Source organism: Wolbachia endosymbiont (group B) of Chesias legatella (genome assembly GCF_964026945.1).
Classification (GTDB): domain Bacteria; phylum Pseudomonadota; class Alphaproteobacteria; order Rickettsiales; family Anaplasmataceae; genus Wolbachia.
The window spans coordinates 565787-580437 of sequence record NZ_OZ034711.1; the positions used below are offsets into that span (position 1 = coordinate 565787).

Annotated in this window: 17 protein-coding genes and 1 pseudogene; 1 reads left to right on the forward strand and 17 read right to left on the reverse strand. The window is 35.1% G+C overall.

Translation table 11 applies throughout. The features are described from left to right. The first annotated feature begins 11 nt into the window (after positions 1 to 11). Entirely contained in the window at positions 12 to 947 is a 936-nt protein-coding gene (locus AAGD65_RS02580; protein ID WP_341810990.1) for a helix-turn-helix transcriptional regulator, read from the forward strand. 95 nt (positions 948 to 1042) lie between these two features. Here AAGD65_RS02580 and AAGD65_RS02585 read toward each other — a convergent pair whose 3' ends face one another. From AAGD65_RS02585 to AAGD65_RS02665, 17 genes and pseudogenes are all read right to left on the reverse strand, one after another. Next, positions 1043 to 1957, reverse strand: a complete 915-nt coding sequence (locus AAGD65_RS02585; protein ID WP_264706846.1) for a patatin-like phospholipase family protein — start codon at positions 1955 to 1957, stop codon at positions 1043 to 1045. An 8-nt stretch (positions 1958 to 1965) separates the two neighbouring features. After that, positions 1966 to 2187: a hypothetical protein gene (locus AAGD65_RS02590; protein WP_015589022.1), complete on the reverse strand. Its 222-nt coding sequence runs from the start codon at positions 2185 to 2187 to the stop codon at positions 1966 to 1968. Between the two features lie 66 nt (positions 2188 to 2253). Next, positions 2254 to 2784, reverse strand: a complete 531-nt coding sequence (locus AAGD65_RS02595; protein WP_230609188.1) for an ankyrin repeat domain-containing protein — start codon at positions 2782 to 2784, stop codon at positions 2254 to 2256. A gap of 33 nt (positions 2785 to 2817) precedes the next feature. Continuing rightward, positions 2818 to 3768, reverse strand: coding sequence for a contractile injection system protein, VgrG/Pvc8 family (locus AAGD65_RS02600; RefSeq protein ID WP_230609189.1), 951 nt, complete (start codon positions 3766 to 3768; stop codon positions 2818 to 2820). Continuing rightward, positions 3769 to 3978 carry a tail protein X gene (locus AAGD65_RS02605; RefSeq protein WP_064085527.1) on the reverse strand — a complete coding sequence of 70 codons (210 nt, stop codon included), beginning with the start codon at positions 3976 to 3978 and terminating at the stop codon, positions 3769 to 3771. Then, a complete protein-coding gene (locus AAGD65_RS02610) occupies positions 3975 to 4322 on the reverse strand; it encodes a phage tail protein (protein WP_230609191.1) in 348 nt (115 codons plus the stop codon). The genes AAGD65_RS02605 and AAGD65_RS02610 overlap by 4 nt, the downstream gene beginning before the upstream one ends. Positions 4323 to 4351: 29 nt before the next feature. Beyond that, a complete protein-coding gene (locus tag AAGD65_RS02615; protein WP_265017162.1) occupies positions 4352 to 6649 on the reverse strand; it encodes a phage tail tape measure protein in 2298 nt (765 codons plus the stop codon). Between the two features lie 109 nt (positions 6650 to 6758). Beyond that, positions 6759 to 7016, reverse strand: coding sequence for a phage tail assembly protein (locus AAGD65_RS02620; RefSeq protein ID WP_264374790.1), 258 nt, complete (start codon positions 7014 to 7016; stop codon positions 6759 to 6761). Between the two features lie 90 nt (positions 7017 to 7106). After that, positions 7107 to 7388: a type II toxin-antitoxin system RelE family toxin gene (locus AAGD65_RS02625; protein ID WP_143688798.1), complete on the reverse strand. Its 282-nt coding sequence runs from the start codon at positions 7386 to 7388 to the stop codon at positions 7107 to 7109. Beyond that, positions 7372 to 7572 carry a hypothetical protein gene (locus AAGD65_RS02630; protein WP_007303020.1) on the reverse strand — a complete coding sequence of 67 codons (201 nt, stop codon included), beginning with the start codon at positions 7570 to 7572 and terminating at the stop codon, positions 7372 to 7374. The genes AAGD65_RS02625 and AAGD65_RS02630 overlap by 17 nt, the downstream gene beginning before the upstream one ends. A gap of 61 nt (positions 7573 to 7633) precedes the next feature. Further along, positions 7634 to 8140 carry a phage major tail tube protein gene (locus tag AAGD65_RS02635; RefSeq protein ID WP_143688799.1) on the reverse strand — a complete coding sequence of 169 codons (507 nt, stop codon included), beginning with the start codon at positions 8138 to 8140 and terminating at the stop codon, positions 7634 to 7636. 17 nt (positions 8141 to 8157) lie between these two features. Beyond that, a pseudogene (locus AAGD65_RS02640) lies at positions 8158 to 9338 on the reverse strand (phage tail sheath subtilisin-like domain-containing protein). Further along, positions 9335 to 9892 carry a hypothetical protein gene (locus tag AAGD65_RS02645; protein WP_264688657.1) on the reverse strand — a complete coding sequence of 186 codons (558 nt, stop codon included), beginning with the start codon at positions 9890 to 9892 and terminating at the stop codon, positions 9335 to 9337. The pseudogene AAGD65_RS02640 and the gene AAGD65_RS02645 overlap by 4 nt, the downstream one beginning before the upstream one ends. Positions 9893 to 9902: 10 nt before the next feature. Further along, positions 9903 to 11324 carry a hypothetical protein gene (locus tag AAGD65_RS02650; protein WP_341810992.1) on the reverse strand — a complete coding sequence of 474 codons (1422 nt, stop codon included), beginning with the start codon at positions 11322 to 11324 and terminating at the stop codon, positions 9903 to 9905. Next, a complete protein-coding gene (locus AAGD65_RS02655; RefSeq protein WP_096097256.1) occupies positions 11321 to 11515 on the reverse strand; it encodes a hypothetical protein in 195 nt (64 codons plus the stop codon). Before AAGD65_RS02655 ends, AAGD65_RS02650 begins: the two co-directional genes overlap by 4 nt. Before the next feature lie 4 nt (positions 11516 to 11519). Continuing rightward, the gene (locus AAGD65_RS02660) at positions 11520 to 12704 is read right to left on the reverse strand and encodes a hypothetical protein (protein WP_341810993.1); all 1185 of its coding nucleotides are present in this window, start codon (positions 12702 to 12704) and stop codon (positions 11520 to 11522) included. A 4-nt stretch (positions 12705 to 12708) separates the two neighbouring features. Beyond that, entirely contained in the window at positions 12709 to 14643 is a 1935-nt protein-coding gene (locus tag AAGD65_RS02665) for a DUF4815 domain-containing protein (protein WP_341810994.1), read from the reverse strand. Positions 14644 to 14651 lie beyond the last annotated feature (8 nt).

Consider the following 14651-nt stretch of genomic DNA (forward strand, 5'->3'; position numbering starts at 1 on the left):
AGGATTTATCTATGATAATTCAGAGCATATTGAGCTACGAGCTGGGGAAAAAAATAGAAGGTTGTAGGATAGTACAAGGGTATACTCAGGCAAAATTAGCAAGCAAAATTGGTTTAACATATAAGGAAATACATAACTTTGAACTAGGGTGCAAGGCTATTACAATCAAAGAATCGTATATAATAGCAGGAGCATTATCAGTTAATGTTATAGATCTACTTCCAGTACCAACAGTACTAAGAGAAAACAGTTGGTATGAAGATGAGGATAAAGAAATAGTCTATCTAACAAAAATACATAGAGAAATTAAGGATCAGGAATTACGCAAGAAGCTGTATCCATTAGTAAGGTTTGTATATATTAGCGAGAAAATTAGCCAAGAAGAAGCGAAAATAGAAGTAGCAAAGAATCTAGTGAAAGAAGGAGTTTCAGTTGATATTATTTCCCAAGTGACTCGCTTATCTACTTATGAATATGATGATATAGAGAAAGAAATTTGTACTGATTCTATACTCTACAAAGTGGGGAAAAGGATAAAAGAGCAGAGATTAATACGGGAATACACTCAGGAGGACTTGGCAAATAAAATAGGTTCAACACCTAAAGAAATACACGACTATGAACGAGGATATACAGACATTCCAATTGAAATATTATATAAGATAGCAAAGACATTATCAGTTAACATTAAAGCTCTTGGACTAACAGAATATGAAAATGAGCCAGTTTTTGGGTTTATAGGTAAATGCGAAAAAATTGAGGATCAAGAATTACTGGATACGGTAGCCAGATCTTTATCTGAAGGAATGCAAACTGGTAAAGAAAAGGTTAAAAAAGCAGAGAAAATCAAGATTGCAAAAGATCTAGTTAAGGAAGGTGTTGCTATTGATATTATTGTGCGAGCAAGTGGCCTAACTGCTGATGAGTTGGGTGAGTGTGAAAATTGAATGTGTTTAAGATATAAGTAAAGTTAGTTAATGATTTAACCAGTAGAATTTGCTAACCAACTTTTTTGGCTCAGTTGAATTTTGCTTGGTATAAATTAAGATATGAAATCGCAAAGTTTATCTATTAATTTCTGGTTGTCCTTTATCATTGCATTTGCCTCTTGCTGAAGAGATTTGATATTTTTGAGTGTAATATTGTCCATCTCAGTCGATGCTACTTTCAATTGCGATTGTATTCTTATGTATTTATCATCTATTACTTGTTCTAGTTGATAATCAACGCAATCCAATCCAGAGGCAAACATCACATTCAGTAGTGGCTTGATCCACCCTATTTTGCCAAATTTCCTTGAGTTAGCATACTTTATACTTCTATCTGTTCCACCAGTGCCTATTGATAGCAGTATAATCTCATCATTTGGAAATAACCTCTTACCACTTGCATATGCACAAGCCGCTGGATTATTGGCAAACACTCCACCATCTATCAATACTCTCTCTGTTTGGCTAATTTTCAGACGTTTTGGTGTGAAGTACGTTGGAGCAGCTGTTGTAGCTCTGAGTGCATCTTTCAACTTAATGTTTTTTTCTTTCCAACTTTTGAAGAAAAATTCACAACTATTGTGAATGTCATAACTGGTGAGTAGTAGATTACTCGCAACATCGGCCATAGTACTTTCACCAAAGTATTTGTTGAGAATAAATTCCATATTTCTATATGAGTACTGAGAACCACTCAGCCAAGAAGCAATTGATTTTCTCCAAAATGATGATTGAAAGATATATGCTCCATACTCTTGGTAAAGTTCAACCAAATCATTGGCAGAGTATTGAAGTTTATTGCTTTTACAAAGTCCAGCAACAATAATCCCACCGGTTGAGGTTCCTGCCATTAAATCAAAAATCTGGGAAATTGGCTTTTTTGTCCTAGATTCAATTTCTGCTAGAATAATGGCAGGTATTATCCCTCTAATGCCACCTCCATCTACAGATAAAATGTACTTTGTCACTGTAAAATTTATTTGTGTTTGTGAATAGCTTCAAGTTCGTTGACTTCTTCAGTGAGGTTTTTCACTCTCTCTTCAAGTCGATAGACTATTTCGATTAGTCCTTGGTTTTTTTCTATAAATTTATCATGGATGTGTACACGTAAGTCAAGTTTTGCCAACCACCATATGAATCCTACAGTCTGTAGAACTATTGTTATTATTACCGCTATTGGGATTTTTTGCTTTTTCATGTGAAAGTATTAATCTATTATGGATAGTTTGAGGATTTATATAGAGATCATAGAAAACTTACAGCTTTAGTGATTACTTTTTGTTGATTCGTATTGATCCTCTGCTTTAGCAAGTAGCTTTATGATTTTATCGTAATGTTTGTTATTTTTATTGTGTCGCGATTCCACTACAGCCATATTTCTAGGTCTTCTTCCGTCTTGAGCTGTAGCTGTAGGATTTGCTCCTTTGCTTAGTAAAAACTCAACGATTTCCAAATGTCCCTTATCTGCTGCATGGTGCAAAGCTGTCCATCCCATATACCCACCTGTAGCATTTATATTTGCTTTTTCTTTCACTAAAAACTCAACAATTCTTAGACACCCAGAATCAGATGCATGATGTAATGCTGTTAACTTATTAATCTGTACGCTAGTATCTAACAAATTTTCTACTGAGAATTTAACAATCTCTAAGTTACAATTTTCAGATGCAATTTGTAATATTGTTTTATAATTATCTGTAGCTTTTGCTTTCATATAGCAATAAGTAATAATAACACATACTACTGTTACTATAAACCACCAAAAATGTAGCTTATTTCTTGAGTCTCTATTCATATTCAATACCTTTTTCAATATTAAACATTTGTTTTACTGATTTTTCTTTAACGTTGATGCTGATAACACAGTGCGATAACCTGAACTATCTAACACATGTTCTGCTCTGTCGATTACCCATTCACCATCTATGTCTTGATGAAATTCTAATAAGCTAAGTTTCGCCTCTGCAAATAGTTCTGGATTACCAGGCATAGTGATATCCAATACTGCATTATTTTGCTTTAGTTGTTTTAACTTAGCATTTGCTGCACTGATTGCTGATTCTACATTAGAGTAAAGCGTTTGTATAGTATAACTTGGACTACCAGTGCCAGCTGTTTCTGACATAGTTTCACCTTTTTCATAGCTATGCCATTTCGCAATTACCGAGGTGTACCTGCTCACTGTAAAGTGCACTTTCCAATTTATTGTGTCTTGAGGTCTAATAGCTGTTGTTCCTAAAGCTTTTCCAGTTGCCGACTTTGCTTTGCCTTTTGGAATAAAGAGTATATATCCGCCAGCTAGTTTTGCCATTGCTCCGTATTCTATTGCTATTTTTGTTAATAAACTTATATCACTTTCTTCTATTTGGTTAATATATGGAATCAACACATTTTCAAACTCTTCTGCAACTCTGTACCCATATCCATGCTTTTCTGCTATTTCCTTAACCAAGTTACCTAGAGTAATTTGATTCCATTCTTTGGATATTTTTTCCTTTAATGATAATTTCAAATTTGTTGCATGAGCTTTTATGAGTAAAGTCTTTGGTGGGTTCTGCACCGTAATCTCATTAACTGTATATATACCCATAGGCATCACTCCGGTTTCCCTGTACCCTAAAGAAATATTCAATTCATTCGGAATATTTAAGTTTTCATCTCTGTAATTAACACACACTTCAACTACATCGTCTATTGTCCCAGATTCATCTGTAAGGCGCAATGATATAACTCTATCTTTAATTGATTCACATTTATCTATTATAAAATCTGGCTGCATTTATTCCCATACTTTTAATTTTGACTTTTGTAGAGGTTTTTCTGTTACAGGCAATTTAATTTTTAGTCCTACCGGTAAAAAACTTCCATGTTCTGCAAGGCCTGGATTTTTAAGCAATACTTCCTCCACTATTCCATCGGTAAATCCATAATGTTTCCAGCAAATTAGATCTAGCATTTCTCCTTCTTTAGTTAAGTAATATATAGTCATCTATAGCTCTTCAAACTCAAACTAAATTCAACTTTTCTTGGTAGTCCATTAGGTAAAAAATACATCTGCTTTTCTTCTAACCTAGTAATTACGAATTGTCCTAAAATATTACCTAGACTATCTACTAAAACATGCGGTTTTTCAGCTTCTTTCATATTCTTTAATTGATTTACTCTGTTGAGAATATTAAGGTAAATAACTCCTTCTATATCTACATTTTCCACTCCTCGACCAATATTTTGTAGTGACGGCATTTTATCGATACATTCAATTACACTCCAACGATTTTCTTTACTATACTTCAAACTTATCGGAGTAAATTTATATGGACCAAGAGATAACACAAATAAAAAATTTTAAAAAACATAGTTGATCAATAAAACGTCTCTACTGTATCAAATAAAGCATCACGTGATTTTTCTCTTATCCTTTTTATTACTTCATCTGCAAGACTACGAACATCTTGATTTGGCTCTGCTTTAATGCTGATAGTGTAATTATTAGTGATGTTCTGAGTTTTATTTTGTTCTTTATTTTCAAATTTACTCCTTCCAAAATCTGCAAATATCTTATCATTATCGCTCTCTGTAAACTTTTTCTCCTCAATAAGGCTTTTGATTCTGAAATTATTCTGATTTCTCTTGGAAAATTCTTTAATTATACTGTTACTTAGCAAAGGATTTCCACTGTTGAGAATATTACTCTTTAGGGGACTATGTACTGCTTTTACTTCAGTTTTTCTTTTTTCAAACTCTTTCAGTGGGCTATTCCCTAATACTTTTCCAAATACACTTTCCCCTATCCATGAAAAAGTTTCTTCTATGGGTTTTATTATCGATTTCCAAAAGCTAAAGAAAAAGTCTTTCACCTTTTGCCAGTTAGTGATAACAAGAGCTGCGCCAGTAACAAGTCCAGCAATTAAAAGCCCTATAGGATTACTCATTACAGCAAGCGTTATTGCTCTTAGTCCTGTTACTACTGCAGGAAAAACTGTAGCTGATAAAAATGAAAATACTCCAAGTAGGTTTGCTTTCAGACCAAAAATCGTACTTCCTAGCAATGTAAATCCGTATCCTAGTCCTACTGCTGCAATTTTTAAACTTATCAAAGCTGCTACAGTACCCATGATCGTCGTGGTTAAAGTTGGATATTTTTCTGCAAAAGAAGCTATATGCTCTGTTATTGTTTTCAAACTTCCAGCTACATAATTCAAGGTAGGTAACATTACTGACCCTAGATTCATGCCAGCTTCAACTATTGCATTTTTAAGTAATTGTAATTTATTAGCTGTAGTGTCTGCACGATTTTTGAATTCTTCTTGCAGAGAGCTTCCGTACTTTTCTGTATTAGCCAGTAACTTTATTGCATCCTCATACTTATTAAAACTTCCAGCTAATAATGCAATATCATCTTGATATTCCTGACCGAAAAGTTTCATCAGGATTGTAGAACGTTCCTGATTATCCATTTTCTTTAGAGTTTGAAAAAAGTGAAGTAGTGCTTCTTCTCCGCTTTCACTGATCCTTTGTACCATTTCTTCCGCGGTTATGCCCATTTCTTCTAGTGCTGCTTTGAATTCTTTTCCTTGACCTTCAGCAGTTTGAAGTTTGCTAAGCAGTGCATTTATAGCAGTTGCAGCTTTTGCTGGTTGTTTACCTAAACTAATAAAAGCATTTACTAAGCTGCTTGTTTGTTCAAACTTTAATCCAAACTGCTTTGCAGTACCACCAACTGTTGCTAGAGCTTCAACCATATCTTTTGCTTTAGCAGCAGTGTTATCTGATAAGTGGTTGATTACATTACCAACATGCTCCATTTCACTAACATCAATTCCATAGACGTTAGAAAGTTTAGCTATGGAATCACCTGCTTGCTCTGCAGACATATCAAATGCTGTAGACATTTTTGCTACTGTTTCTGTAAACTTAAAAAGATCTTCTTTCTTGATACCAAGTTGACCACCGCTTGCAGCTATTTGTGCTAATTCTGCGGCTGATAATGGTATTGTTCTTGACATTTCCTTTAACCCTTCAGCAAATTTAGTTACTTCATCTTTTTTATTATCAAACTTTACTACCTTCTTAACATCAGCCATAGCCGATTCAAAATCAATCGCAACTTTAACTGGAGCTGCAAGCGAAAGACCTAGCCCAATAGTCTCTATAATTTGTGACTTAAAATGTGCTTTACTTGCTAAAAAACTTTGGTGACTACGTATTGCAGACCCAAGCTTACCATACTTACCTTTTAGCACTTCAATAGAAGAACCAAGTTTATATTGATCACTTACTAATGACTTAATATTTCTTCCACTTTTTCTTACTTCTTCATTAAATGAATGTAAAGCATCTCTCTTTTTCAAATATGCTTCTTTTGCTTTTGTTGCAGAAAACTTAGCTTTATCAAACTCAGCTTTTAAAGTTTTGCTTGGTTTCTCTATCGCTTTCATTTGTTTAGCTAAAGATTTTACTTGATCCTCAAAACCTTTCCATGACCTCTTGCTAGTCAAAACATCATGACCCAACTGCTTAAACTTTGATACTGATTTTAAAGATGAGTCAAGCTTTCTTATATTCTCACCAAGATGAGTAAGTTGACTACTACTTCCTTTTATTACAGTATTAAAACTGCCATCTAAGACTGCTCCGATTTTTATAGATAACGTTGACATTGTACCTTCCTCGCTGCTTCATGCCATAAGATAAATTCGTTAATTTCCATATCAAGCAAAGGCTCAATTCCACTACCAATAATAGAACTGAGCTCGGTTACTTCTGACCTCAAGTTTTTTGGATAATTGGTGAAAAAAAATCTTTTAATACCTCTTGCACTTTTACATAATCAGCAATATCTAACTCTTCAATCGCTTCTTTTGCAACTGATGTCAAATTGGCAGTCAAAGTTACTTCCTTATTTAGGTCACTACCATTAAGGCGTTCTATTACCAAATAGTCTCTAACTTTTGGACGTCTAACAGTAAGTTCTGAGACAGAAATACCATCAACTGTTATTGGGTTATTAAGTGTTATAGCTTGCATGTTCCTCCTTAAAAAGTTAATTAAATAAAAGTCTATATCGGCTTTTACATAACTAATTTCTTTGTTATAACTATGGTGCTATAAATAGGGTTAGCTTTGATAAGAATCTTTCCTATGTTCAATTGAAGTAATAACTACTGTATGCTCTGGCGCATCTATGTAATAAAGTATACGGTAGGTACTTACACGTAGACTACGTTGCCCGCTTAAGTTGTGCTTTAATGGCTTTCCAAGTCCAATTGGATCAGCTGTTAGACGCTCCATTATTGCCTTCTTAATCATTAACTTTACTTTTGCTGGAAGAGCCGGAATGTCTTTCTTTATAACAGATTCTGAATAGTCTATATTGTAAGGCTTAATCCCAGAAGGCATCTTGATGTTTAACCCTCTTTTCTTTATAGCGTTCGTCAGCAATCTTAGATAATTCCATATCTTCAATTTCTTCTTCCATTAATTCAGTTAATAACTTTAAAACGGACTTGTCTTGAGATTGTGCTACACTAACAAGTAAACCAGTTAGCTGCTCTATGGAATTTGTATGAGCTTTAGAATCCATATTAACTATATACCTACAACTTCTTATATTTTAACATTTTTATGTAATTTTGTCAACCATATTAGATCCCTAGAATCGTTTGCAGAAAGGCCATTTGATCAACGCCATTTATCTTTCTAATCATATTTTCAGCGTCGATCTCTATCAGTTCATTACCACCTATCGTAAGTTTATAATAATGGGCAGCTACAGTGCATTTGAGAGTGGCTTTTTCAGCAGGTTTCCAGCTACCAAAATCAAATTCTTTGAATATTCCCCTGAGATTGATTACTACAGCTTCAATATCGTTACTACCACTCCCTTGCATTCCACCTCTGAGTGTCAAAGCTACTGAATTCCCATCTATCAAACCGAAAAGCCTAAAGAGCTCAGAGTCATATTCAGAAAAAGTGAGCTCTGCTTCTAATTTCTCCATGCCCATGTCAATGCTGACTGGTATATCCATTCCACCTGCGCGATATTCTTCAGTTTTTATCGCAAGTTTTGGTAGGCTAATTTCATCGATACGACCAGCATAACCTCGACCATCAACGAATACGTTAAAATTCTTTAGGATCTTTGGTAACATCTCTCTTTCTCTCCTTTTTACAATATTACGCCACTCACAAGGTGTGACCTGAAAGTAACCTGTTCTGCCGGATATGGTGGTGTAAACTCAAAGTCAAAGTATACTTTTCCACTTGCAATGTTTGTTGGTGTATTGAGTTCTGGTGTTGCATAACATTTTCCGCTAATAATAGCTCCTTGTGCTTTTAAATTGGCCAATAAGAATTCACCCCCTCAATCACATCATCTATATAAGTTTTGGTAATATTGCGATCAACTGCCCATAGATGAGCTCGCAGCAGACTATCGTTGATTAAATCTGCAGTTCTTCTCACTGATAGAAAAGCCCATTTTGAATCATCTGAACATGTTCTATTTCCCCAAAGCCTATAGCCATTTTGATGAATTATCGTTGTTACTTCATTTTCATTTAAATGGTTTGCTCTACAATTTGTATTACCGAGCGTAAAATCAATAGGCCTGCTTGTGCCAACAATACCATTTATCTCTTTATTTGAAGGTGAGTGCCAAAATCCTTGTTCGCTATCTACTTTTGCTATTAAACCAGCTACAAATGGGCTTGCTGGCAAGGTTCCTTCTTTTCCTTCAATAAATACCTTAACCCATGGGTCAATCACGTAAACTCTTGAGCTGCCTACACTTTTTCTCCATTTTATTACTTCTTCATCATTAGTATTTGGTCCATCTGCTACTATTATGCTTCTCAGTTTTTCTGCTATAGGAGTTAATGCTGCAACTACTGGATTTTTGCCATCTTCTGGTAGTTGGTGAGTAAATTGAGGTGCAATTAATATTCTTGGCGCAACATGAACGATACTTTCACTGCTGAGGAATGCCTCAATTCCCTGATATTCTCCAGTTTCTTCATCAACACCGCCAATTATATTTTTCAGCGTCTCTTCTTCTTTTAATTTTAGATCGCTGTTTTCACTTTCCTCAACTCGAATAACTACTACTGTTGCACCAATTTGGGAAAATACTCCATTTACTGCTGAAAAAAGAGTCCCCTTTTTGCCAAGTTTTACCGCTTCTTTTAAGCTTCCTGCTATCAGTACTGGCTTATTCAGTGGAAATTTTTGCCCATCTGCTTCAGGTGCAGTACCAATTACACCTATCACTGATGATTTAGCTGTGCGTACTACCTTGGCCCCTGAGGTTACCTCAATAACATTTACACCATGTAAAAATTGCTCTGTCATTTTTTTTGCATTCTTTGTTTAAAATCATTGAGCAAAGCCTGTAGCTCTACTTCACTTTTAGCTTCTTCAATTTTCCTCTTCGCCATGTCTTCCAACTCCTCGCATTTCACTATCGCTTTTACTGCTTTTTTCACTTTTTCTTCGATTATTCTTGCCATTTCAATAACTGTAATACCACGGACTTTTGCTAAAGGTTCTATAATTTCTTTATCCTTTGCATTCATAGATTCTGGTGCTGCTAAGATGTTCTCTGCGGCTTTCGCTTGAATCTCATAAGATTTAGACTTCTGGTAAGAATGTCCTGCGTATTGGTGAGTATGATTATCATAATAAAAACGCATACTATCAAGTGCAGAAAGCTTTGCATTATCCAGTAACTCCAACTCAATATCTTCTTGATTTCGCTGAGCAATTTCTCCTCCTTCTGTTAAACAATAACTTTTTTGCCAATCAAAATTCTTTGGCGCTTCATACCAATCATTTCCTGTTGGCTTATTTTCAAGTATTGTTGTTTCAATCTGCTTGTGGTTTTCAAAACGTATATAAATAGTCACAAATTCCTCCTCATCGCCATATTTGATCAGTTCGTTCTAATCCTGGACATTGCCAAGCTTTTAGCGTTCTCTCCACATCTACTTCAAGTCCTGTATTTAGAACATTGCTACGTATGTTATAAATCCCCCACTGAATAAATTGACCATAGTTGTGTACATAATTTGATGCAAGCATACCTTGACTGACTTGTGTTCTGGAACATAGGTAAGATGATGTGTAAAGTAATATTGCAACTGTTTTTCCTGCTGGAATCTCCACATTACCAGATCCGGCTAACTTGCTATCAGAACTCGTGTATTGGTAAACATTTTTCCATACTATTTTTGAAATACTTGATTTATTAGAATTAGTGTTATCAGGAGTTCCCACAAATAATCCTGCTCCCCCATACTCCGTACTAGAATAAGATGATCCAACAAATTCCATTGTCTTATTTATGTTCACATTGGTTGTATTTTTTACAAATACTACTCCAAGTGCAGCATACGGGTAATAGTATATCTCATCATAACTACCAGAAAAACTTTTTGTGCATAACTCTCCGTAAATAAATGTTCCTTTACTTCCCTCTATAAAACTTAGTTGTCTTGGCCGATAAAAACTAACGTAATCTGTATTGTACGTATGGCTACCTGCTAGTAGTTGTAACATATAGTCAGTTTTTGTTATATCACTACTCCACTTTCCAAGCTCTGTCGTAAAAGTTCCGTGGCCAAAATAATTATTTTTTCTGCCAAGTACACCAAATAAGAAAGGTAATGACCCTGGTTCAACCATGTTGCGCTTTCTTATTTCATTTATAAGAGACACTTTTAACTGTTCATCCCGAGTTTTTACCTCATTAGAGATGTTTTCAATTCGAGTTTCTATTTCTCCTATAATTGATGAGCCAGGTGGTACATTATTAACAGCACGAAAATCTTCTACTAAACCTTTAAGACCATCTTTATGACTATTACTAATGCTATTTATTGCTTCAATATTGGCATTCTTTCTCGTATCAAGTAGCGATAAATTTGTTGTTCCTTTTTCATCAATTCTCTTTAATAACTGCTTCTCTGATTCAGAGATCACTGCTAAAGAACTAGCTTTTTTATTATCCAGATCAGTTAAGTGTTTTTTTGCACTATCAAGAAGTTCTTTTAGCTTACCATCAGTCATCTGTACAATTTCAGAAACTGCACTTTTGTCGACTATTGATTCCAATGCTTTAGCAAGATATGCTAATTGATCTGGTGTACTGTTTGCTGCTAAATCCTTAAGCCTCTTTTGTAGTGCATCAATTATCTCTTTTATCTCAGTCATCTGCACAATGTCAGCAATAGCTTTTTTATCTGCTATCAATTCCAGCGATTTTGCAAGATATGCCAGTTGATCAGGTGTGCTGTTTGCTGCTAAATCCTTTATCCTTTGGTATATTGCTTCTTTCATTTCCAAAAATCTAAAAAAGTCTCAAAATTAAACCGCTCAAAATTACTCTTAAGTTGATTATGCTCATCTTCTCTTTCGGTAATATCTGCATCTATTTTCTTAATTGTGGTACGGATACGAACAACATCTTGCACAGCAATGTTTTCTGGATGAGGCAAAGAGTATCCTCTACTTGTTTTATCATCTGACATTCTGCTAAGTGATAATGATTCGTAGATTTTTGACTTTTGGACGATAGACAACCGTTCCACTTAAAACCAATTTTATCCTTGTATCATTACCATTAAAATTTGATAGCACATGAGTTCTCTCTACCAAATTTTCTCCAATTGGTTTTCCTGATGTTAAATTTACTAATTGCCAATCCACGTTTTTTTGTACATATGCTTTAACATCTGCAGTGCCAGGTATCAGCGCATCATATGTTATGGTAATCTTAGTGTTAGCTCCTGCTGTAATGCTTCTTGTAACATAATCTCCGAACTCTGAAAGATTACCCAGAACTAGCTGTAACCCAGGATAGAGAACAGGACTTTTTTCTCGCCTTCCTTTTAGGCTTGCTTTTACCGTTAATTCCCCATTTATTCTTTCACGCAGCGCGAGCGGCAAATTATCAGACAAAAAGTTTTCTCTTCCCTCTTCATCTGTTAAGATAAATTCTACATTGGTATCAAATGCTACTTTTTCGACGTTCGTCAAAACAATTAAATCTGATACATTATTTACAGTAACTTTGCCCAGGTCAACAACATGAGAAACTTCACTAAATTTTGCAGCTAGTAGTCGAAACGTTAAATCTAAATTTTGATGTGGAGTCCAGGTGCTTGCATTGCTAGATGACAGTAATACTCCTACTTGATATGGTTGACTTGTTACCCAACGGCTATTTACTGCATCATACTTGCCAAGCTCTGCTATTTTTACTGCAGTATCTGCATCATCAGTAAGTAGTACTATCGCATACTCCTCTCCTGCATGGCAAAACATTGGTGACCATTCTATACGTGTTGCTGTGCCATCTATCTTTATATCTTTTGGCTCAATATAACTTTCAGCAATGACAGTCTGCGAGGGCATTCCCACTGCTGTTTCTCTAATCTGCACAACAACACGTTTTTTGCCTTTATTTATAAACCATAACTCTAGACCTCCTATGTGTCTGCTCTCATTTAAAGTAAATGTTTGCGCTAAAGGATCAACTCTTCTTGCTGCGATAACTCTTCTTCTCTCTTCTATGGTAATAGTTTTTTTACCAGTGTACGTTGCTTCTCCATAGCTTCCTTTATCACCATAAAACTGTACTAATTTAGTACCTGCTGGAATATTTGCTGGGATTTTTATTTTTCCACTTATTTGTCCTTGATTGTTAACTATTAACATATTTTTATGCTATAGGTTGAATAATTATTCCGTCAAATTTTATCTCTTTAAGCTTCTCACTTGGCTCAAAACCTTCAATTTCAAAATTCTGTACTGCTTCTCTCATAAATTCAGTTTCGTATGAGGTACTTGACAGCAGCTCTGTTGTTTCTTTAACATTAAATACTCTGGTTACTGGACTTTTCCAATTCGTGGTAACCTCTGTCCAGTGGTCAATGTTTTTATTTAGAGTAATTTGTGCCGAAACTGGATCAAAAGCTTGATATGGATTGATCTTTTCTCCTTTAGTCTGTAAAAGCTGCTCCAGTACCGGTTCAAGTTTATAAGGTAAAAGATAAGGTTCTTTACCTCTTTCAACATCAATAATTTCCACATCTATAGGTAAAATTAATTCTTTGTTTACTATTGCTGCAGACTGCGAAATTCCTTGATCACGCATATCATCATCAAAAAACGAATCAACAAATACTCCTTTTTTCGTTGTAGGTTCTCTTGAATTTGCATCACTGCGTAAACGTTCCTGTGCAACCAGCGCATAAAGATCATTTATTCCTTTTTTCATTGCTTCAAGCTCATTCATCGGTACAGCATGAATAGCATTATTCACTATTTTTACCCCTTCTTTTTCTCCGTTTTTCCATGTCTGATGAATGTAGCAGAGCAAAAGTTGTCCGCTAGGTGCTTTAGGCATCGATGGTCTCCAAGAGTGGGAAATTCCTTTTATTCTTCTTACCACCCCTTTGCTATCGATAGTAATTAAATCATAGCGGGGCATTTTCCAGGTGTAATCAATCAAAACCAAGCTGTTATCAACTGCTCCTTTTACTTTGCATCCCTGTTCACTTATATCTTCAGGACTTACATGAGTACGACAGCGGTAAGTTATTTGATAACTACTTCCAGGAGCTGGTTCTTTACCTGGTAATGACCAATCAACATTTCCTGCGTTTAATTTGTAATCTATACTATTTTCATAAATAACATTGCCTTGTTTAACTTGAATAATCTCAAGTACTGCAGAGTCAGGTATTGGATCAACAGCTCCTGAATATGAACCATGAGTAATGGTAATGGTTTTTTGAACGGTTATATCTACTTTTTTAATTTCACTTATTGGAAAATCATTAACTTTAAGTTCCATTACTCTTTGGCTATTTGGCTGAAAAGTATGTGGTTCTGATTCAACTGATTTTATATCCGGATCTTCATCAAAAGAAACACGAATACTGTGAGGAAGTTCAATCTCATAGCCATCAACATGAGCTTTGCCCTCATTAATCACAAATATTTTTTTTCCTCCTTCTCCCTCTTCCTTTTGCAGGAACATTACTTCAAGACCATTTACGACATAGGAACCATTGGCTTCTTTGTCATAACGAGCAAGAGCAGTAGTTACTATATTTGCTTGTGGTGGCGGTGAATGTTCTATTAATACTCCATTTTCAATGTTATAAATTGGATAAAATTCTCCTTCAGAAAAACGTGGAGAAAGACCTTCTGCTTGATAACCCCAAATGGTGGAAACTTTAAGCCTTGCAGCTCCTACTTCCTGATAGTTTCTTGTACCAACAGCAGGATCACGAAGATTTTCGTCCTCAAGTTCTGTAATCGTAGATTCTAGATAATAAACACCTATGCGAACTATAGTACTCAGTGGAATAATAAATTCTTCTTTTTCGACTTTTCTAACTGCTCCACGAAGATAGATTTTTCCTGATTCAAGCGTAACTTTACCAGTTTCTCTATCTATAATACAATTGCTTCCTGTTATAACATCACCATCACGAAATATTGCATCACCTATGCCTTTAAGCTTAGAAAGAGCATACTCCTGAGTCTCGTTTAATTCTGCTGACTGTAGACCTCTTCCTGCCAGGAACAAACTTTTTTCGTATTCTTTGTCAGGATTAAAGCGATTGTAATAGGCGTTTAAAGTCATTTTATGCT

What these genes read in the sequence shown, in the direction of transcription:
- AAGD65_RS02580 (WP_341810990.1), top strand. Translation starts at nt 12, where the DNA reads ATGATAATTCAGAGCATATTGAGCTACGAGCTGGGGAAAAAAATAGAA.
- AAGD65_RS02590 (WP_015589022.1), bottom strand. Translation starts at nt 2,187, where the DNA reads ATGAAAAAGCAAAAAATCCCAATAGCGGTAATAATAACAATAGTTCTA.
- AAGD65_RS02595 (WP_230609188.1), bottom strand. Translation starts at nt 2,784, where the DNA reads ATGAATAGAGACTCAAGAAATAAGCTACATTTTTGGTGGTTTATAGTA.
- AAGD65_RS02600 (WP_230609189.1), bottom strand. Translation starts at nt 3,768, where the DNA reads ATGCAGCCAGATTTTATAATAGATAAATGTGAATCAATTAAAGATAGA.
- AAGD65_RS02605 (WP_064085527.1), bottom strand. Translation starts at nt 3,978, where the DNA reads ATGACTATATATTACTTAACTAAAGAAGGAGAAATGCTAGATCTAATT.
- AAGD65_RS02615 (WP_265017162.1), bottom strand. Translation starts at nt 6,649, where the DNA reads ATGTCAACGTTATCTATAAAAATCGGAGCAGTCTTAGATGGCAGTTTT.
- AAGD65_RS02620 (WP_264374790.1), bottom strand. Translation starts at nt 7,016, where the DNA reads ATGCAAGCTATAACACTTAATAACCCAATAACAGTTGATGGTATTTCT.
- AAGD65_RS02625 (WP_143688798.1), bottom strand. Translation starts at nt 7,388, where the DNA reads ATGCCTTCTGGGATTAAGCCTTACAATATAGACTATTCAGAATCTGTT.
- AAGD65_RS02630 (WP_007303020.1), bottom strand. Translation starts at nt 7,572, where the DNA reads ATGGATTCTAAAGCTCATACAAATTCCATAGAGCAGCTAACTGGTTTA.
- AAGD65_RS02635 (WP_143688799.1), bottom strand. Translation starts at nt 8,140, where the DNA reads ATGTTACCAAAGATCCTAAAGAATTTTAACGTATTCGTTGATGGTCGA.
- AAGD65_RS02650 (WP_341810992.1), bottom strand. Translation starts at nt 11,324, where the DNA reads ATGAAAGAAGCAATATACCAAAGGATAAAGGATTTAGCAGCAAACAGC.
- AAGD65_RS02655 (WP_096097256.1), bottom strand. Translation starts at nt 11,515, where the DNA reads ATGTCAGATGATAAAACAAGTAGAGGATACTCTTTGCCTCATCCAGAA.
- AAGD65_RS02660 (WP_341810993.1), bottom strand. Translation starts at nt 12,704, where the DNA reads ATGTTAATAGTTAACAATCAAGGACAAATAAGTGGAAAAATAAAAATC.
- AAGD65_RS02665 (WP_341810994.1), bottom strand. Translation starts at nt 14,643, where the DNA reads ATGACTTTAAACGCCTATTACAATCGCTTTAATCCTGACAAAGAATAC.